The sequence below is a fragment of the Methylobacterium sp. E-041 genome, from assembly GCF_022829665.1.
Lineage (GTDB): Bacteria > Pseudomonadota > Alphaproteobacteria > Rhizobiales > Beijerinckiaceae > Methylobacterium.
The window spans coordinates 31458-50352 of record NZ_JAKSYQ010000292.1 but is presented as its reverse complement, the minus strand read 5'-3'; the positions used below and the strand labels follow the sequence as shown (position 1 = coordinate 50352).

General features: G+C 68.8%; 19 protein-coding genes and 1 tRNA gene. 9 read left to right on the top strand and 11 right to left on the bottom strand.

From position 1 onward, the window contains the following. Positions 1–10: 10 nt before the first annotated feature. The 4 genes from exbB to MKK70_RS27210 form a co-directional block, all read right to left on the bottom strand. Entirely contained in the window at positions 11–967 is a 957-nt protein-coding gene (gene exbB / locus MKK70_RS27225) for a tonB-system energizer ExbB (RefSeq protein ID WP_243951035.1), read from the bottom strand. Further along, the gene (locus MKK70_RS27220) at positions 964–1647 is read right to left on the bottom strand and encodes a Fe2+-dependent dioxygenase (protein WP_147841747.1); all 684 of its coding nucleotides are present in this window, start codon (positions 1645–1647) and stop codon (positions 964–966) included. The genes exbB and MKK70_RS27220 overlap by 4 nt, the downstream gene beginning before the upstream one ends. A 3-nt stretch (positions 1648–1650) precedes the next feature. Further along, on the bottom strand, positions 1651–4110 hold the full coding sequence (locus MKK70_RS27215) for a TonB-dependent receptor (protein WP_243951033.1): 2460 nt from the start codon (positions 4108–4110) through the stop codon (positions 1651–1653). A 440-nt stretch (positions 4111–4550) separates the two neighbouring features. Next, positions 4551–4790 carry a hypothetical protein gene (locus MKK70_RS27210; protein ID WP_147727275.1) on the bottom strand — a complete coding sequence of 80 codons (240 nt, stop codon included), beginning with the start codon at positions 4788–4790 and terminating at the stop codon, positions 4551–4553. 233 nt (positions 4791–5023) lie between these two features. Between MKK70_RS27210 and MKK70_RS31190 the strand changes: the two genes are divergently transcribed. From MKK70_RS31190 to MKK70_RS27195, 3 genes are all read left to right on the top strand, one after another. Next, positions 5024–5323, top strand: coding sequence for a hypothetical protein (locus MKK70_RS31190; protein ID WP_409568332.1), 300 nt, complete (start codon positions 5024–5026; stop codon positions 5321–5323). 271 nt (positions 5324–5594) lie between these two features. Beyond that, the gene (locus tag MKK70_RS27200; RefSeq protein WP_243951031.1) at positions 5595–8009 is read left to right on the top strand and encodes a M10 family metallopeptidase C-terminal domain-containing protein; all 2415 of its coding nucleotides are present in this window, start codon (positions 5595–5597) and stop codon (positions 8007–8009) included. A 44-nt stretch (positions 8010–8053) separates the two neighbouring features. Further along, the gene (locus MKK70_RS27195) at positions 8054–8494 is read left to right on the top strand and encodes a LamG domain-containing protein (RefSeq protein WP_243951029.1); all 441 of its coding nucleotides are present in this window, start codon (positions 8054–8056) and stop codon (positions 8492–8494) included. 419 nt (positions 8495–8913) lie between these two features. On the opposite strand, the gene MKK70_RS27190 is transcribed toward MKK70_RS27195, so the two are convergent. Then, a complete protein-coding gene (locus MKK70_RS27190; protein ID WP_243951028.1) occupies positions 8914–9966 on the bottom strand; it encodes a ParB N-terminal domain-containing protein in 1053 nt (350 codons plus the stop codon). Between the two features lie 447 nt (positions 9967–10413). Between MKK70_RS27190 and MKK70_RS27185 the strand changes: the two genes are divergently transcribed. After that, entirely contained in the window at positions 10414–10998 is a 585-nt protein-coding gene (locus MKK70_RS27185) for a hypothetical protein (RefSeq protein ID WP_243951026.1), read from the top strand. Continuing rightward, positions 10991–11236: a hypothetical protein gene (locus tag MKK70_RS27180; protein WP_243951024.1), complete on the top strand. Its 246-nt coding sequence runs from the start codon at positions 10991–10993 to the stop codon at positions 11234–11236. The genes MKK70_RS27185 and MKK70_RS27180 overlap by 8 nt, the downstream gene beginning before the upstream one ends. Positions 11237–11271: 35 nt before the next feature. Here the strand turns inward: MKK70_RS27180 and MKK70_RS27175 are convergent, their stop codons facing one another. Together MKK70_RS27175 and MKK70_RS27170 are read right to left on the bottom strand one after the other, a co-directional pair. Then, positions 11272–11508, bottom strand: coding sequence for a hypothetical protein (locus tag MKK70_RS27175; RefSeq protein WP_147841751.1), 237 nt, complete (start codon positions 11506–11508; stop codon positions 11272–11274). Positions 11509–12233: 725 nt separating this feature from the next. Next, positions 12234–12310: transfer RNA gene (locus MKK70_RS27170), tRNA-Arg, on the bottom strand. 362 nt (positions 12311–12672) lie between these two features. Here MKK70_RS27170 and dusA point away from each other — a divergent pair. After that, positions 12673–13692, top strand: coding sequence for a tRNA dihydrouridine(20/20a) synthase DusA (dusA, locus tag MKK70_RS27165; protein WP_279603819.1), 1020 nt, complete (start codon positions 12673–12675; stop codon positions 13690–13692). Here the strand turns inward: dusA and MKK70_RS27160 are convergent, their stop codons facing one another. From MKK70_RS27160 to cobS, 3 genes are read right to left on the bottom strand one after another with little or no spacing between them, the layout of a single operon-like run. Beyond that, on the bottom strand, positions 13693–14382 hold the full coding sequence (locus MKK70_RS27160; protein ID WP_243951022.1) for a TIGR02281 family clan AA aspartic protease: 690 nt from the start codon (positions 14380–14382) through the stop codon (positions 13693–13695). After that, complete coding sequence (locus MKK70_RS27155; protein ID WP_243951020.1) at positions 14379–14600, bottom strand: DUF1289 domain-containing protein; 222 nt, start codon at positions 14598–14600, stop codon at positions 14379–14381. Before MKK70_RS27155 ends, MKK70_RS27160 begins: the two co-directional genes overlap by 4 nt. Positions 14601–14638: 38 nt before the next feature. Beyond that, positions 14639–15460, bottom strand: coding sequence for an adenosylcobinamide-GDP ribazoletransferase (cobS, locus tag MKK70_RS27150; RefSeq protein WP_243951018.1), 822 nt, complete (start codon positions 15458–15460; stop codon positions 14639–14641). Between the two features lie 133 nt (positions 15461–15593). On the opposite strand from cobS, the gene cobT reads away from it, so the two are divergent. The 3 genes from cobT to queC are packed head-to-tail and all read left to right on the top strand — an operon-like array spanning position 15594 to position 17716. Continuing rightward, positions 15594–16631, top strand: coding sequence for a nicotinate-nucleotide--dimethylbenzimidazole phosphoribosyltransferase (gene cobT, locus MKK70_RS27145; protein WP_243951016.1), 1038 nt, complete (start codon positions 15594–15596; stop codon positions 16629–16631). Positions 16632–16635: 4 nt separating this feature from the next. Continuing rightward, complete coding sequence (gene queD / locus MKK70_RS27140) at positions 16636–16992, top strand: 6-carboxytetrahydropterin synthase QueD (protein ID WP_147841758.1); 357 nt, start codon at positions 16636–16638, stop codon at positions 16990–16992. After that, the gene (queC, locus tag MKK70_RS27135) at positions 16985–17716 is read left to right on the top strand and encodes a 7-cyano-7-deazaguanine synthase QueC (protein WP_243951015.1); all 732 of its coding nucleotides are present in this window, start codon (positions 16985–16987) and stop codon (positions 17714–17716) included. Before queD ends, queC begins: the two co-directional genes overlap by 8 nt. Before the next feature lie 13 nt (positions 17717–17729). Here queC and MKK70_RS30755 read toward each other — a convergent pair whose 3' ends face one another. Beyond that, positions 17730–18806 carry a methyl-accepting chemotaxis protein gene (locus tag MKK70_RS30755; RefSeq protein WP_279603818.1) on the bottom strand — a complete coding sequence of 359 codons (1077 nt, stop codon included), beginning with the start codon at positions 18804–18806 and terminating at the stop codon, positions 17730–17732. Positions 18807–18895 lie beyond the last annotated feature (89 nt).

The following is an 18895-nucleotide window of genomic DNA, read 5'->3' as shown; positions in this document are numbered from 1 at the left end:
GGCCCCCCGCTCACTCGGCCGCCTGCGCCAGCGGCGCATGGCGCCCGACCTCGCCGCGCTCGAGTTCGCGCGACAGCAGCCGCATCGCCGTGCCGGAGGCGCGCTGGACCAAGTCGCCGTAGCTCCGGGTCGCCCGGGCGAAGTGGTTGTAGATGATCACCGCAGGGATCGCGGCGGCGAGGCCGATGGCGGTGGCCAGCAGCGCCTCCGCGATGCCGGGCGCGACCACCGCGAGGTTTGTGGTCTGCGCCCGCGAGATCCCGATGAAGCTGTTCATGATGCCCCAGACGGTGCCGAACAGGCCGACGAAGGGCGAGATCGCGCCGATCGTGGCGAGCGCGCCCATGCCGCGGCGGGCGAGGCGGCCTTCCGCCTTCACCAGCTCGGAGCAGCGCGAGACTGCCCGCTCCTTGATGCCCTCCGCATGGCCCTTGGAGATCCGCACCTCGTTCGCGACCGTGCCGACGAGGCGGTCGAGGATCGTGCCGCCCCCGCCGAGCGCCCGCTCGGCCTCGGCCAGCGAACCGGTCTCGGCGACGCGGCCGAGCGCCCGCACGAGGCTTCGGCGGGCGAGGCCGAGCTCGATCGTCTTCGCCACGAGGATCGTCCAGGTGACGACCGAGGCGAGCGCCAGCCCGCTCATCACCACCTTCACCAGGATGTCGGCGTTCAGGAACATCGACCACGGCGACAGCTCGTGGCCGCCGGGGGCCGAGGCGGAAATCGCCCTTCGCGGGCCCGGCTCCGGCGCCGGCGGCGCTTCGGCAGCCAGCGGCGCACGGGCAGGGCCGCCGACCTCGACCTCGGTCGGCCGCGCGGGCTTCGCCGGCGCGGGTGCGGCCGGCGCGGCGATCGCCGGCGGCGGGACGGCGCCCGGCTGCTGCGCCTGCGCCGGCGCCAGCCAGAGCAGGGGGGCGAGGGCGATCGCGCGGATCGCGGATCGCCGGCGGGGTCGATGATCGGTCATGTCTCGGCCCAGGTCCGGATCAGGTTGTGGTAGATGCCCGTGAGCCGCACCACCTCGGCGTGGTCGCGGCCCAGCTCCCCGACGAGCCCCTGAATGGAGGTGTCGAGGTCGTAGATCAGGCTGCGCGCCTGCGGGCTGCGGATCATGCTCTGCAGCCAGAAGAACGAGGCGACCCGCGTGCCCCGCGTCACCGGCGTGACCATGTGGAGGCTCGATGCCGGGTAGAGCACGAGGTCGCCCGCCGGCAGCTTCACCTCCTGCGAGCCGTAGTAATCCTCCGCGATGAGCTCGCCGCCGTCGTAGGTGTCGGGCTCGGCGAGGAAGAGCGTGACCGAGAGATCGGTGCGGATGCGCAGGCCCGTCATCGGGTCGCCGCGCACGGCGTTGTCGACGTGCACGCCGAAATGGTGCCCCTCGCCGTAGCGGTTGAACAGCGGCGGGAAGATGTGCAGCGGGATCGCGGCCGAGACGAAGAGCGGGTTGGCCAGGAGCGCGCCGACGATGCGCTCGCCAAGGCGCCGCGCGACCGCGCCGTTGGGCGGCAGCTGCTCGTTGCGCTTGACCAGGGCGGACTGCGAGCCGGCCGTGGACCGGCCGTCCTCCCACTCCGCCGCGTCCATGATCGCGCGGAACTCCGCGACCTCGGCCTTGCTCAGCACCTCGGGAATGCAGACCAGCATCGCTCAGAACCGCGTCTGCGCGATCAGCGAGATGGTGCGGCCGGGCTGAAGCTGCGTGAACGGCACGTTGCTTTGGTACAGCGCGTCGTAGATGCGCCGGTCCGTGAGGTTGGCGCCGTAGAGCTTCACCGTCAGGTTCTCGTTCACCTTCGCCTCGAGGAAGGCGTCGAAGCGCCAGTACGAGGGCAGGACGTTGGCGTTGGCCGCCAGGGTGCCGCCCGCCACCCGCGAGTTGTTGACCACCTGCGCGCCGACCTCGAACATCGGGGACAGCTGGTACTTCGCCAGCATGCTGAAGGAGCGGTTGGCGATGTTGGCCAGCCGGCTGCCGACGTTCTGCGGGATCGCGGACTGCGTCACCCGCGTGTCCATGATGACGTAGCCGCCGAACAGGCTGAGCCGGTCGCTGACCCTGCCGGCCAGCTCGAGGTCGAGGCCGCGCACCCGGTACGCGCCGGTCGCCGAGATCACCGCGTTGGTGCCGCTGCCGATCGTCTCGCGCGCATTGTCCTTGACGGTGTTGAACAGGGCCGCGGTGGCGAGCAGGCGGCGGTCGAACAGCTCGGACTTGACCCCGATCTCGTCGGCCGTGTTCTGCTCCGGCGGCAGGATCTGGTTGCCGGCGAAGGCGGGATTGAGGCCGCCGTAGAGGGAGCTCGACGCGTCGAGCTCCGCGCCGACCGGGTTCGACGAGGTCGCGTGCGCGGCGTAGACGCTCACGGTCGAGGTCGGCTTCAGGGTCAGCCCGATGTTGTAGTTCAGGTTTCCGGAATGGGCCGACACCGAGCTGGTGTCGTTCGACGAGGTGATCGCGTAGTCGTCGAAGCGCACCCCGCCGTTGAGCAGCACGAGATCGCTGAGGTTCATCGTCTCGATCAGGTATCCGGCCTTCGTGTCGACCGGGATGACCGTCGGGTTGCCGGCCTTGGTCGGCCGGGTCGAGAACGGCAGCGTGTTGGGCGGGGTGAGGATGTTGATGCCGCGAAGCGTCCCGTTGCCGCTGAAGTTGCCCGAGAACAATTCCGAGGTCAGGCCTGTATAGCCCTGGCGGCTCACCTCCTCGCGGCTGAACTCGGTGCCGAGGACCAGGGTGTGCTTGATCGGGCCGGTGTCGAAGCGGAAGGTCGCGTCGGAGATGTCGGCCGTGACGTCGACCGTCTGGTAGCGGCTCTGCGGGTTGAGGCTGAGCGTCGTGCCGTAGAGGTTGCGGTTGGCCGGGATCACCGGGGCCTCCGGCAGCGTGCCGACGTAGTCGAGCACCGAGTGCGCGGCCCGGAACCGGTTGCTGAGCGTGACCCATTCGGTCGGCGACCATTCCGCGGTCAGCGTCCCGGTATCCTGCTGGACGTGCTGGAAATCGCGGTTGACCAACCCGTAATAGGTGTCGCGCGGCACGATGCTTTCGGTGAAGGGCCGCCGCGACAGGGCGTTGAAGGGCACGCCGAAATCGGGCAAGCCGTTCAGGTCGGTGTGGACGTAGTTGGCGGTGAACTTCCAGTCGTCGGCCGGCTTCAGCGTCACGGCGAGCGCCGCGCCGTCGCGGTCGTCGGTCACGAACCGCCGCCCGGCGACGCCGGATTCCTGGTACAGGCCGCCGATGCGGACCGCGAGCGCCGGGCTGATCACCTGGTTGAAGTCGAGCGTGACGCGGCCGCGGCTGTCGCTGCCGACCTGGCTCTCGGTGTTGTAGAAGTCGCCCGCCGTGGTGGCCTGCTTGGTGACGACGTTCACCGCGCCGCCCGCCGTGCCGCGGCCGGCGAAGGACGAGGCCGGGCCGCGCAGGATCTCGACCTGCTCGGTGAAGAAGTTCTCGCGCACGCTGACCGACGGGTCGCGGATGCCGTCGATGAACACGTCGTTGCGCGCATCGAAGCCGCGGATGAAGAAGCGGTCGCCGAAGGCGTTGCCGCCCTCGCCGGAACCGAGCGTCACGCCGGCGGTGGTCCGCAGGATGTCGCGGAAGCTGGTCGCGTTCTTGTCGTCGATCACCTCCCGCGTGACGACGGTGATCGACTTCGGCGTGTCGAGGATCGGCTGCGTGAAGCGGTTCGAGGACAGGCGGTCCGCCTTGTAGGGCGCGGCCGGGTCCGCATACGGATTGCCGCTGATGTCGCCCCGGGCCAGGATCGGCAGGCCGGCGCCGGTCGCGGCGGCGCCGATTGCGGGCGCCGCGACCGGAGGTGCCGCCACACGGCGGGCCCGCACCGCACGGCGCAGGGCCGTGCGTGCCTTGACCTGGGTCGGGCCGGGCTTCGGAGCGGGCGGGCGCTGCCGCGTGATCGGGGCGTCGATGTTCAGGGGCGGCAGGGCGGATGCAGGCCCCTGCTGCGCCTCGGCGCTGCCGACCGAGCCGACCGCGACGGCGCAGGCGACGCCGATGACGCCCTTCTGCTCCTTGAGCTTCGCGTAACGCCCATCGGCAGCAGGACGCAGCGACTTTGGAATACGAGATGAGCTCTGCACGATCTTCCGACCCCCCCCGGCACCCGCAGCGCCAGTCGTCGGGCGATGCGATGGCCTCAAAGGGCTTGGGAAAGATCTTCCGTCAACGAACGAATGTTGGAACAGAACCAAACTATGGCTGATTTCCGAGGCCGAACGACGATCATCGGCCCGATCGGAGATCGGAACTATTCCAGTTTGATGGATGGGATGCCGACGAGTTCCCCGGAATGACCATTCCCAGCAGGCCGTTGGGTCCGATTTCCGAATTGGAATAGGTCCAAGGCATCGCTAAGACCTTCTCGTCCCGCCCCGCGTGTTGCTGGGGAGACACAATTCACACCGATCGCGTCGCGGCTCGGATTAAAGCGCGCCCATCGCGGGCGCCGCCGCGTCCGGCGGACATCGATGCGGCGCGGTCCGCCCTGCCTGCGCCGGCGATTCCGGACCGCAGGACCCGTTCAATCCTGGCTCGGCGGCTTCATCAGCGAGAACAGCTCGTCGATCGCGTGGAGCGCCGTCGCTCGCACGTGGCCCTCGTCCTCCGCCCCGGTGATCCGGATGCCGCTCACCACGGCGCGGATCTCGTCGCGAAAATCCGAGAGGAAGCCGACCGGGTAGCGGTTCTCGCTCGCCATCCGGGCGATGACGCCGGTGAGCAGGATCTGCAGCCCGAGAACCCGGCCGTTGAGTTCGTCCATCGTCGTCCCCCGTCCCAGGCACGCGCTGCGCCATCCGGGCGCGGGATCGCCGAGCGATCCATCCGGACGGTCGCGAAGGCGACGTGCACGGCCCGATCTATCCCAAAAGCGGGACGCCTCTGGAAGCGGCATCGTCATCTGAGTGCGGACGTGCGGACCGTCCGGCATCGTGGGCATGACGCGAGGCACCGCTTCGACGACCGACGCCGCGGACGGGGTCGAGAGCACGGGCCGTGGCGAACAGCGGCATCGGCGCCCGGGGGCGCTCGGTGTGCGCGTCAGCCGAGAACCGCTCCTCCTTCGAACGGCGTGCCGGCGACGATGCGGTTGCGGCGCAGGGCGCGTGGCATGGCGAGGCGTTCGCGATTGCGACGAGCCGTGGGAAGCGCAGTCGCCACCGCTGGGTCGTGGAGCGGGCTCATGCCGCGTTCGACCGCTTCCGTCGCCTGCCCGTCCGCCCCGAGCGACGCGCCGACATCCACGACGCCTTCACCGCCCTCGCCGAGAGCCTCATGACCCGCAGCCAGATCTGACGGGTCTGTTAGGCGCTTCAAGATCGGTATAATTTCTTATGTAAAGATCGAAGCAGATATACTGTCTTATTGCCTTCGTTCTATGGGTATTTTCAGTATTAATTCAATGTTATGACTGATCGCCGGCGCAATGGGCGCGAGCCGCAAAAGTACGATCTACGAAGAATCGAGCGAGGCTGTTAACGGCGTGTTCGAACCTCGGAAAATAAACCTGACGGCATCGCGCGCCGGATCTGCGATCGGCGGACGCGCGCATATCGGGGGGCGAAGCATGGCCGAGCAGACGACGGGCATCTGGTATTTTGGCAATCCGGTGATCGACAGCCTGAACGTCGGGCGAGCCTGGATCGGACCGGATCTGACCTACAGCTTCGCCTACAGCGACATTAACGGCAACGGCGTCCCGGACATGGACGAGGGCGACTGGAAGCCGTTCTATCGCGAGATCATCGCGAATATCGAAAGCTTCACCGCCTTGCGCTTCACCGAGGTCGCATGGGGCGGCAATTTGAGCTTTAGGCTCGAGGAAGGCGGCGGCGGCGAATCGGTGCTGCCGTGGGTGGGCGTGACCAGCGCCGACAGCGTCATCGGCATCAACGCCAATGTGGCCGGATCGGCCGCGGCGGTGCGGCTGGGCACCTACTCGGAAACATGGTTCCACGAGACCGGCCATGCCCTGGGCCTCAAGCACACCCACGACCTCGATTTCGGAAATGTCCTGGACGGCGCGACCTGGGCGGGCGATCCCGGCAGGCATCAGCTGAATTCTCAGCTGTACTCTGTGATGACCTACACCTCGCCGTTCCTGGGCGAGGACAACCCGTTCACGCCCTGGGTCGATTACGGAACGCCGCTCGACGCCCAGCCCGGCTCTTATGCTGCGAACGACATCGCCGCGCTGCAGGCCATGTACGGCCGGTCCGAAAACGCCACCGGCGACACCGTCTATCGCTTCGGCGACGACGTCGACTTCAACCACGGATATACGACGATCTGGGATACCGGCGGCATCGACTCGATCGCGTACGTCGGCGACGCCCGTTCCAAGATCGATCTGCGCGCCGCGACGCTGAAGGAGGAGATCGGCGGCGGCGGCTGGGTGAGCACGTCCGAGACGTTCACCGGCGGCTTCACCATCGCCAACGGCGTCACGATCGAGAACGCGGTCGGCGGCCGCGCGGCCGACATCCTGATCGGCAACGATGTCGCCAACCGGCTCGATGGCGGCGCCGGCGACGACAAGCTGACCGGCAATGGCGGCGACGACGCGCTCGTCGGCGGTGCGGGCTTCGACACGGCGGTGTACGCGGGCAACCGCGGGGATTACACCGTGATCTGGAATCCCGCCGCGTTGAACGCCGGCTTCTCGATCCGCGGCGCGGCGACCGGCACGGATACGCTCAGCGGCATCGAGATGCTGTCGTTCGACGACGGCACGGTCGCGGTCGCCGACCTGATGGCTGCATTGCGCGCGCGCGGAGGCGTCGGGCAGCAGGAAACCGTCATTCCGGGCGTGCTGGCCGCCGACATCCACGGCGCCTTCACCGCCACCGCCCAAGCCCGGTTCGACGATCCCGCCGGCGGCACGTGGCAGCGCGTGTTCGACTTCGGCAACGGCCCCGGGCAGGACAACGTGTTCCTGGGCCAGCGCGCCGACAGCACCGACATGATGTTCGCGATCTGGCGCGACGGCCGGCCCTACAGCATCACCGCCGCGAACGCGATCGTTGCGGGCGAGACGGCGACGTGGAAGGTCGCGGTCGACGACGGCGGCACGATGCTCCTGTCGAAGAACGGCACGCTGGTGGCGCAGGGTCAGGGTGTCGTCCCCGCCGACGTCGCGCGCGCCAGCGAACTGGTCGGCAAATCCAACTGGGGCTGGGACACGCCGCTGATCGGCAAGGTGCTCGACGTCACCGTGGCCCAGAATCCGGCGGACATCCATGGCGCCTTCGTTGCGGACGTCGTCGCCCGGTTCGACGATCCGGCCGGCGGCGCGTGGCAGCGCGTGTTCGACTTCGGCAACGGCCCCGAGCGGGACAACGTGTTCCTGGGCCAGCGCGCCGACAGCACCGACATGGTGTTCTCGATCTGGCGCGACGGCGAGGACCACAGCATCACCGCCAAGGACGCGATCGTCGCCGGGCAGGACGCGCACTGGACGACGAGCGTCGACGAGACCGGCGTGATGAAGCTCTACAAGGGCGGCGTCCTGCTCGCCGAAGGGCACGGGGTCGTTCCCGCCGATGTCGTGCGCACCAGCGAGTTGGTCGGCAAGTCCAACTGGACGAGTGATGCGCCGCTGCTCGGCAGTGCCGGCAAGGTTGACGTCCATGCCTACAGCGAACTGAATCATGCCGAAGGCGCTTTCTCGGTCAGCGCCGAGGCGCGCTTCGATGATCTCGAACACGGCTGGTACCAGCGGATCTTCGACACCGGCAGCGGCGCGGACACGAACAACATCTGGATGGGCCAGGTCGGGAACGGCGCCGACATGGCGTTCGAGATCATCGAGGACGGCATCAAGCACCGGCTGGTCGCCAAGCATGCGATCACCCAGAGCGAAACCGCGCTGTGGCAGGCGAGCGTCGACGAGGGCGGCGTCATGCGCATCTACAAGGACGGCGTGCTGCTCACGCAGGGCGAGGGCGCGGTGCCGTCGGACGTGGTGCGGGCCACAGCCTGATCGGCGCGTCCAACTATGCCAGCGATACCCCTTTGGTCGGCAGCGTGAACCATCTCGAGATCCAGGCCCACAACGCGATTCCCGAGATCCACGGCGCGTTCGACGCCTATGCGACCGTACGCTTCGACGACCTCGATGCGGGCGGCTTCCAGCGCGTGTTCGACACCGGCAACGGCGCGGGGACGGACAACATCTGGCTGGGGCAGGTCGGGCAGTCCGACACCATGGCGTTCGAGATCTCCGACAAGGGCGTCGCACACCGGATCGCCGCCGCGGACGCGATCGTCGAGGGTGAGACGGCGACCTGGCACGCCGGCGTGGACAGCCACGGCCTGATGCAACTGTTCAAGAACGGTACGCTGCTGGCACAGGGGCAGGGCGAGGTGCCGGACGACGTGGCTCGCGCCAGCGATCTCGTCGGCGCCTCGAACTGGGCGAACGACGCCCATCTGAAAGGAATCGTCCACGACCTGTTCTTCGTCTGAAGCCGCGACCGAGGAGCCCTCGTTCCGAACACGCGCCCATCCGATCTCGATCGGATGGGCGCGTATCGCATGCGTCCCGCTCGTTTCGTGCCGATGCGGCGATGCAGGTGGATCGCATCCCTTCGACCGGCCGGATTCGAAGGATGTGCATCGCGGGGCACGTGACGATGGCGGGGCGTGCGAGCGGCATTCGGCGGCTTGGTACCGTCGGCCAGTTGTCGATTCTCCGGCGCAGGCGTTCGGTCGCCGGGCAACGCGAGCGGCCCCGGACGGCATTGTCGTGCCTCCGCCGTGGCTCGATCACGACGTCGGCAGGCAGGATCGCGCGCGACCCGTCACACGCTGCCCGCGAGCGCGAACTGTGGCCGGGTCGCAGGGGGGCCCACGTGGCGAGGCGTTCTTAACGCGATGCACCGCGCTCAGAGGTTGACGACCTCGAGCTTGGGGCGCGGCGCGTCCCAGCGCACGGGTCGATGCTCGCGCGTGACCGGCATGAGGGCCGACAGCTCGACCGCGATCACCTCGGCCATTCTCTGCACGAGGTCGCTTCCGGTGGCCGAGCCGTCGTCGCAGCGGGCCTGCAGGCGCGCGAGATCGATCTGGTCGAACGCGTCGAACAGGGCGAGGCCGCCCTCGCGCCAGTCCTGATGCCGGTCGATCGCCGCGCACAGGGCCTTGATCATGCGGGCATTCAGCATCCCGGGCTTGTTGTTGCCGGTCTCGATCACGCATTGCAGGGCGGTGATGACGGTGTTCTGGCCGTGCCGCTTGATGCATTGCTTGATCGCGCCGACCGCCATCGTCTGGCCGGCGGCCTGCTTGCTGATCGGCAGCGGATAGCGGAGCAGCGTGGCGTCCGCCCGGGCGCAGACGTCGGCGACCTGGACGGCCCAGGTCTCGCCGGCGACTAGGGCGGCGGCGTGGACCGCGACGCGGGCGATCGGCGTGGTGACGCAGTTGATCGCCTTGAACGCCGCCGCCTGCTGCTCACGCGCGGCGATCACGATCTGGCACGGCACCTCGTCGTACCCGACGAGCAGCGCCGCCGTGGTGCGATGCTGCCCGTCGATGATCGCGAAGCGGCCGCCTTCGACGGGGGAGACGACCACGGGGGTGAAGCAGCACCACGAGAACATGCTGGCAATGCGTTCGACGTTCCTGCGACCCACACCGATGATCGGGCGCTGATAGCTCGGGTCGATCGTCAGCGCGCTGATCTTCAACCATTGTAGCATCGGCGCCACCCCGGCGTCGACGTGACTGGGACGCGTGAACCCATCGGTAGAGATCGTATGCATGGCTTGCCCTCGAACGAATTCTCGCCTGTCGCGATCGATATCCCGGCCTCTGCCGGCTGCGATGTTTCCCTCGATCGTGTCCTGCAGCGGATCCGCGATGCTGATTTCAGGCGACGAAGTGACCAGTCGGTTCTGATCGCGCTTCGAAGCCCGTCCACGACCCGGATCGAGCATTTTGCCGTTTATTGATTTTTGCCAAATTGTATTTGACGAAAAACTGTATCCGTTAGGAGAAAATGTCAATGTAAACCTATATTAAACCAGACGTTGCGTTTGGGGCGGCCCTATAGTGGATTTTTGCCAGTTTCCAGGACACGTGCTGCGGATGGTCCGGTGCCTCGGATGGGGCCGAGATGCCATCGTCGTCCGTCCATGATGTTCGGATTTTTGTGCTGGACGATCGCACGATGGCTGCAAACAGCGCTGCCGAATTGCCGAAGATCGTCATCGTCCGTGCGGGATTTTGATTTTATAGCCATTGGAGCATCATATATTCGATTCCATAAACTAGAAACTTGATTGATATCTTCTTTTGAGGTTATAATATACATGCGATAGCTTAGAGCAAGTGAGCGTAGAATGGGGTTTCGGCCGGGTTATCCAGCATTCGTAGTCGATGTTATGAAGCCGGATGAGGCGGAGTGGAGCTTTGTCCCTCTCCTCGACACGCTTCCCGGGAGGCTCACTGGCAACGACCAGCGCCTGATTGGTCTTGAGAAACCCGACATCGAGTGCGCCGCGCTCGACGCGTCATCGGTTTACTGTTTTGAGGCGCGATCTAGCGTTTTGCACAGGATTCTTGCGTCGATCGGTCAGATCCTCGCCCCACAACTGGAGGTCGACGGCGACCGTCTCGCGCGGGGGAACTCCGCCGTTCTGGCCGTCTCGCGTCGCGTGGGCGTTTCCTTCGCATTCGGCGAATGGGTCCGAGCCGCGTCCGATCTCGCGGGCAGGCTCGGAAACACGGCCGAGCGTACTCCGGTGCGGGCGGACTCACCGACCAATCGATCGAGTGCCGCCTCTGGCGTCGACACGACCGATTCAGTGCCCTGCCACGTCGTCATCGCGGATCGGGTGGCTGCGAGCGACAAGCCGGCGGATCCCAAGGGTATTGCGGGCCATGCCTGGCTCGCCCAACCCTTCGCGAGCCGTGCCGTCAGGCCCTTCGCCGCGATGGCCGGCCGGGAGCGGCGGCGCCATGGCTGAGGCGAAGCCCTGGCTGCCCGCGAGCGGGCGCTACCGCCTCGAGATCCTGTCGCGCGGCGCTCGCCTCTACCATCCGCAGGACCGCCAGATTCGAGCCCTGGCCAAGCGCGGGCTGATCGAACCCTTGCCGGAGGCCGACCCGGCCGGGGCCTGCCGCTGGACGATCACCGAGGCCGGGCTGGCCGCGCTGATGGGGTTCGTGCCCGCAAGCAAGATGGGGCCGTCGGGCAACGGCTGATGCTCCGCGAGCTTCGGCATCAGGGAACGCCCGACTCAGCCACCGGGCTCGACATCGAGCGTTCTCGCCGGACCCTCCAGCTCCTTGGCGACATCGTGGAGCACCTGCTCGACCAAAGGCGGCCACGGGACATCGCAGGCCTGAAGCAGCTTCGCCGCATCGAGAAGCGCTTCGATCTGCGCCGGCAGGATCGGACCGCCCACCATCTGCGCATAGCGGACCCGAGCCGCGAGAGCCGACGACAGCCGTACGACTTCCGAGCGTTTGTCCATCTATGGCTCCGGGGATTCGATCTTGTCGTAGTTCACCAAAGCGATGCTTTCAAAATGGTCGTCTCAAGGGTTGTTATTAAATATTTCACGACTACCATTAAGGTGGCTGTGAGATTTAATCAATCAATTAATTTTTATTTTTTATCCCCAGAGATCACAACTTGTAGCATTTTAGAGACGAGTAAACAGTTAGGCTCAAGAAATACATTTCGATATATCGATAAAGAGTAGCATGAAAATCATGAACTACCTTGCGCGCGCTGTGCGACGAAGCCACCGCGAATGTCACGCACCTCGCGTCCGCGCGTTGCGCTCCGAGCGCCTACGCAGATCCAATAGCAGGACAGGAGTTAGGCCACCGCCGCCGTGAAACGGAACCTAGACCTGCTCTGTCGAATGGTCGAGGACGAGGTTGGCGATTTCGAAGCGGTCGGGAAGGAACGCTGCAGGCTGCCGACGGCTCAGCGGACCTTAGCAGTTGCGGCGCTGCAACGGCCCCGTGTCGGCGAGTTTCCCGCGCGTTCACCCGGTTGCCGACCGTGGGTTCCCCGGCCGATGCGAGAGACCATGACGACGGGCGAGATTTCGTTCCGAAACGCGTGGCTTCCGGTGTTCGTCGACCGCACCGTAACGAACGTCGACGACCGAGTCGATGACAGGACCATCTGGGCGTCGTCGTGGCGGGTGCATGGCCACCGCCCGGTGTTCGCATTGCTGTGTGGGTATGGCGCGCCCGAAAGGATTCGAACCTCTGACCCCCAGATTCGTAGTCTGGTGCTCTATCCAGCTGAGCTACGGGCGCCCTGCGGACCGGTCGGCGGTGGAGGCCTGTTCCGGTCGCGAGGGGGTGTCTAGAGGCTCGTTCCGCGCTTGGCAAGTGGGTATCGGCAAGTGGGTATCGGCGGGTGGGTTGGCGGAGCGGTCCCTTGCCGTCGCGCACGCGGCGCATCGATCCCATGGCTCGCGACGGCGCTCGCAACCGAGGCGCTGCTCGGGCCCGCGCATCGCCGAGCCCACCGTGCTGCCTTTGTGCCGTCTCCTGCGCATGGTATCCGAACGCGTCCGCGCGCCGGCTCGCGGCCGAGGTGGATACGGCAAAGCCGCCGCAGGCGGGCAGGGCGGCGTCCTGCCGGCGAGAGATGCTTTTTAGGGTACGAGATCCGAATGATTGCGGCGGCCGAGACGGAAGGCACCCTCGCGGGCTGGCGCTTTAGCGTCGCGCCGATGATGGACTGGACGGATCGCCATTGCCGGGCGTTCCATCGTGTGCTGTCGGCGCGGGCGCGGCTCTATACCGAGATGGTCACCACCGGCGCGGTCATCCACGGCCCACGGGAGCGGCTGCTCGGGTTCTCGCGCGCGGAGCATCCGGTGGCGGTGCAGCTCGGCGGCTCCGAGCCGGCCGACCTCGCCGAGGCCGCGCGGATCGCGGAGGGCTACGGCTACGACGAGATCAACCTGAACGTCGGCTGCCCGTCGGACCGGGTGCAGAACGGGCGCTTCGGCGCCTGCCTGATGCTGGAGCCGGAGCATGTCGGCGCCTGCGTCGCGGCGATGAAGGCGGCGGTGCGGGTGCCGGTGACGGTGAAGTGCCGGATCGGCGTGGACGAGCAGGACCCGGAGCCGGCGCTCGACACGCTCGCCCGCGCGGTCGTCGCGGCCGGCGTCGACGGGCTGATCGTGCACGCGCGCAAGGCCTGGCTCCAGGGCCTGTCGCCGAAGGAGAACCGCGACGTGCCGCCCCTCGACTACGGCCGGGTGGTCCGCCTCAAGCAGGCATTTCCCGCCCTGCCGATTGCGGTGAACGGCGGCATCGCCACCGTGGCGCAGGCGAAGGCGCACCTGTCCGGCCTCGACGGCGTGATGGTCGGGCGCGCGGCCTACGGCGATCCGGCCGGGCTGATCGCGGTCGATCCCGAGCTGTTCGGGGCGCCGGCCCCGGTGGCGGACGCGTTCGAGGCGGTCGAGGCCTATGCGCCCTACGTCGCGGCGGCGCTGGAAGGCGGCGAGCGGCTCCATGCCATCACCCGGCACATGCTCGGGCTGTTCAACGGGCGGCCGGGCGCGCGGGCGTACCGGCGCCACCTCTCGACGGCGGGCGTCGAGGCCGCGGCCGACCTCGCGACCCTGCGCGCCGCCGTGGCGCTGGTCTCGCGGGCGTTGCCGGAGCGGGACGCCGCCTGATCAGCGCCCGCGCAGGATCAGCCGGTCGCCGCGGACCTCGTAGCCGGCGAGCCGCGTCAGGAAGCTCTGCCCGAGCAGGTTGCCGTCGAGGGCGCCCGGCTTGGCGACGAGCGCCGGGACGCGCCGTTCCGTGATCGGGCCGATGGCGAGCGCGTCGAGCGTGGTCGGCGCGGCATAGGCGATGCCGTTCGCCGTCGCGACGCGGGCGGTGAATGCGCCGGCTTCCGGGCGGAGGCCGAGCGCCGCGGCGTTCTCCGCGGTGAGGACGACCGCGCTGGCGCCGGTGTCGAAGGCGAAGCTCTGGCTCCGCCCATCGACCTGCGCCTCGACCAGGAATGCGCCGTCCGACCGGCGCGTGATCGTCACTGTGCCCCCGGGGCCGATCGTCGGGGAGCCAGGGCGCAACGCACCGGTCACCCGCGCGCCGACCTCCTGCAGCGGCTCGCGATAGACGTAGCCGACGATGCAGGCGAGCCCGAGGCCGCACCAGAGCAGCAGCGCCTGGAGGTTCTTTCCGGGGGCGCCGGCGAATTGCCGCCAGAACCCGGCGACCACCAGCGCGAGGATGCCGGCGCCCCAGGCGAGGCCGGCGAGCTGGTCGGGCTCGATCGCCCCGGCGATCCGGCCGCCGTCGGTCGCGACCAGCACGGCCACCACCAGGCCGATCGCGATCAACGCGAGGATCGTCATGCCGGCGTTCCGGCCACCGCGAGACCGGCCCCCCGCAACCGGGCCGGGAGCCCTGACATGATCGCGCGGCGCTGCGGCTCGGAGAGCGAGCCCCACAGCCCGATCTCGTCGCGCGTCCGGCCGCAGCCGATGCACAGGCCGCTCGGCCCGTCGAGGACGCAGACCTTGGTGCACGGGCTCGAGGGTTTGCCGGACGACGTCGGGATGGGCGGGTTCATGCCGCGTCCATGCCTGCTTTGTGGCCTTGCGATCAAGCTCAGACCGTGGCCAGCAGGGCGAGGAGGGCCCCGATCTCCGCGACCTGCTGGCAGGCTCCGACGACGTCGCCGGTCTGCCCGCCGATCTTCCGCCGGGCGATGCGCGTCATGGCGAGGGCGGCGAGCGGCGCCAGCACCACCATCGCGAGGATGCCGGAGAACGGCAGGCCGAGCGGGCGCGCCAGCAATGCCAATACCAATCCGATGCCGATGGCCGTACCCGTCGCCGCCCGGCTCGGGCGGCCGACCGCGGCGGACAAGCCCCCGGGTCGGGCCGGCGCGAGCAGAACCATCGGCGCGAGCGCGGCGACCCGCGACAGGATCGCGGCGAGGGCGAGGCCGGTGGCGGCGGCCGTGCCGGTCCGGTCCAGCAGGGTGGCGAGCGCGCCGATCCGGAGCGCCAGCGACAGCATCAGCGCGACGCCGCCATAGGCGCCGATGCGGCTGTCCTTCATGATCTCGAGCCTGCGCTCCGGCGTCGCGCCGCCGCCGAACCCATCGGCGACGTCGGCGAGGCCGTCCTCGTGCAGCGCACCGGTGAGCATCACCGCGACGGCGACGGCGAGCGTCGCCGCGACGAAGGGCCCGAGGTCGATCCACCATCCGGCGAGCAGCACGAGGGCCGGCGGCAGCGCCAGGATCAGGCCGGCCAGCGGCAGCATCCGCGGGATCGTCCGGAAGTCGGGGACGGCGTGCGGATCGGGCTCGCCCGGAAACCTCGGCAGCGGCAGGCGCGAGTAGAAGCGCAGGCACGCCGCCAGATCGTGCAACAGGTCGCGGCCCGGCCAATCGGCCTCGCCGCGGAACGGTCCGCCCACCATCACGCCGCCTTCGCTCGCAATCGGCCTTCGTCCGCACGCAGCCTTCACCCGCGCGTCCCGCACCACTATAGCTCGCGGGAACGGCGCGCCCGTCCACCGGCGCAAGCCCGCCCACAACAATCCTTTGGACCCGATGACCGACCCGACCCCGTTCGCGGATATCCGCCGCCTGATCGAGACGATGCCCGGCCCCGATCGCGATGCGACCGCGGCGATCGCGGCACGCGAGGCGCGGCTGACGAAGCCCGCCGGCGCGCTCGGGCGAATGGAGCAGCTCGTCGCCTGGCTCGGGGCGTGGCAGGGCAAGGCGATGCCGACGCTGGACCGGCCGCTGGTCTGCGTGTTCGCCGGCAGCCACGGCGTGACGAAGCGCGGAGTCTCGGCCTTCCCCGATGCGGTGAATCGCCAGATGCTCGAGAACTTCGCCGCGGGCGGGGGAGCGATCAACCAGATCTGCGCCGCCTACGGCCTCGGCTTCAAGGTGTTCGACCTCGCCATCGACCTGCCGACCGGCGACATCACGCAAGACGCGGCCCTCGACGAGAAGGCCACCGTCGCGACCATGGCGTTCGGCATGGAGGCGGTGGCCGCCGGCACGGATTGCGTCGGCGTCGGCGAGATGGGCATCGGCAACACCACGATCGCCGCCGCGATCTACGCCGCCCTGTTCGGGGGAGCGCCGTCGCACTGGGTCGGGCACGGCACCGGCTTGGACGAGGCCGGGATCGCGCGGAAGGTCGCGGCGGTGGAGGCCGCGCTCGCCCACCATGCCGGCCATCTCGACGACCCGCTCGAGGTCCTGCGCCGCCTCGGCGGCCGCGAGGTCGCGGCGATGGCCGGCGCGATCCTGGCCGCGCGGTTGCAGCGGGTGCCGGTGGTGCTCGACGGCTACGTCGCGACCGCCGCCGCGGCGGTGCTGCACGCGCTCGACCCGCGCGCGCTCGACCATTGCCTCGCCGGCCACGTCTCGGCCGAGGGCGCCCATGCGGAGGTGCTGGAACGCCTCGGGCTGGTGCCGCTGCTGGCCCTCGGCATGCGGCTCGGCGAGGGCTCGGGCGCCGGCATGGCGATGGGCCTGCTGAAGGGCGCGCTCGCCTGCCATCGCGACATGGCGACGTTCGAGCAGGCCGGGGTCTCGGGCAAGGCCGGCGTCTCGGGCAAGGCGGGGTAGCAGGATGAAGATCACCCAGGCTTTCACCTTCGAGGCGGCCCACCGCCTGCCGAACGTGCCCGAGACCCACCGCTGCCACCGGATGCACGGGCATTCCTACCGCGTCGAGCTGACGGTCGCCGGCCCGGTCGACCCGCGGACCGGCTGGGTGGTCGACTTCTTCGACATGGAGGCGATCTTCGCGCCGGTGCTGCTCCGGCTCGATCATTACTGCCTCAACGAGGTCGAGGGTCTGGAGAACCCGACCGCCGAGAACATCGCGGCCTGGATCTGGCATCGCACGAAGGACGGCCTGCCGGGCCTCAGCTCGGTGAAGGTGTTCGAGACGCCGATGTCCTGGGCGGAGTACGACGGTGACTGACGAGCGCGCACTGGTCCTGTTCTCGGGCGGCCAGGATTCCGCCACCTGCCTCGCCTGGGCGCTCGACCGGTTCGCCCATGTCGAGACGCTGGGCTTCGACTACGGCCAGCGCCACCGAATCGAGCTCGACGGCCGCGACGCGCTCCGCGACGGGATCGTCGGCATCCGCCCCGACTGGGCGGAACGGCTCGGCGCGGACCACACCCTGGCCCTCGACGCGCTCGGGCAGGTCTCGGAGACGGCGCTGACGCGCGAGACGGCGATCGGCTTCGAGGCCGGCGGGCTGCCGAACACCTTCGTGCCGGGCCGCAACCTCATCTTCCTCACCTTCGCCGCCGCTCTGGCCTATCGAAGGGGCCTGCGGCACGTCGTCGGCGGCATGTGCGAGACCGACTATTCCGGCTACCCGGATTGCCGCGACGACACGATCAAGGCGCTGCAGGTCGCGCTCAACCTCGGCATGGAGCGGCGCTTCGTGCTGCACACCCCGCTGATGTGGCTCGACAAGGCCGAAACCTGGCGCCTCGCCGAGTTCCTGGGCGGACGGCCGCTGGTCGATCTGATCGTCGAGGACAGCCACACCTGCTACCTCGGCGAGCGCGGCGCGCGCCACGCCTGGGGCTACGGCTGCGGCACCTGCCCGGCCTGCGCCCTGCGGGCCTCCGGCTACGCCCGCTTCGTGGCGGACGCACCCGGGAAATCGGGCCAGAACGCCGCCGCTTGACAGGGCGCCCGCGTCAGCGGGTTTGGACGATCACCCCGTACCAGCCGAGGCCCGCATAGGTCTCGTAGCCGGGGGTGCGGTGGAAGGCGGTGACGGCCGCGCCCTGCACCACGCCGTTGGCGCTTCCCTTCGGATCGAAGGCCAGCGTCTCGCTCAGCACGCCCCGGTCGTCGGAGGCGGCGAGGACGCGGCGGTCCGCATCCACGAGCAGCACCCGCGTGCGGGCACGATCCTGCGGCGAGACCCGCACGCCTGCCACGATCGCTCGCGCCTGCGGTTCCCAGTCGAAGTGGATCGCCAGGACGCCGGCCGGCACCCCGTCCGCTCGCCCGCCCGCGCGGATGCTCGCGCAGTACGTCGCGACCTGCGCCCCGCCGAGACGCGCCTCGCGCCGCACGTTGCCGGAGACGTAGTCGTCGCCGCTGCGCAGGACGTCGGCCTCTCGGAACCAGGGCTCGTCGGCGACGCTGTCGCCGCGCACCCCGGGATACCGATCCGGCCTGCCGACGGCGAGGATGCGTCCGTCGCGGTCGCAGACCCAGAGGTCGAGATAGACCGTGTAGGCGGACAGGATCACGCCGAGGCGTGCGCACGCATGGGCCGCGGTCGCTTCGCCGGGCTCGGTCACGCAGGCCACCAGGGCCGCATCCGTCGCCCACCAGCGCACGTCGCAGGTCCGCTCGTAGAGATTGCGGTCGACGAGCTCGATCGCATTGAGGGCGAGATCGATCATGCGCTCGCCCTGGGCCTGGACGGCCATCGCGCCGACGGTCCGGCCGAGCTCGCCGATATGCCCGGACAGCTGCGTCTCGAGCTCGCGGGCGAGGCTCTCGATCTCGGCGCCGATGCCGCGGACCTCCTGTGCCACCACCGAGAAACCCTTGCCGTGCTCACCGGCATGGGCCGCCTCGATCAGCGCGTTGAGCGCAAGGATCTTCGCCTGCGCGGTGATCTGGTGGATGCGCCCGATCTTCTCCTGTGCCACCCGGCTGACCCCGGCGGTCAGGGTCGAGATCGTCGCCAAGGTCGGCGCCGGCTCGACCGCCGCGTCCGCGGCTCGGCCGACGATGTTCGAGGCAGAGACGGGCATGCGGTTCGGCTCGGGTTCGGATCGTCGTTCGTGACTTAATACCTAGACGGGCCGAGTGAAAAAGACTTTAATCTAATCAAAGAGCCGGG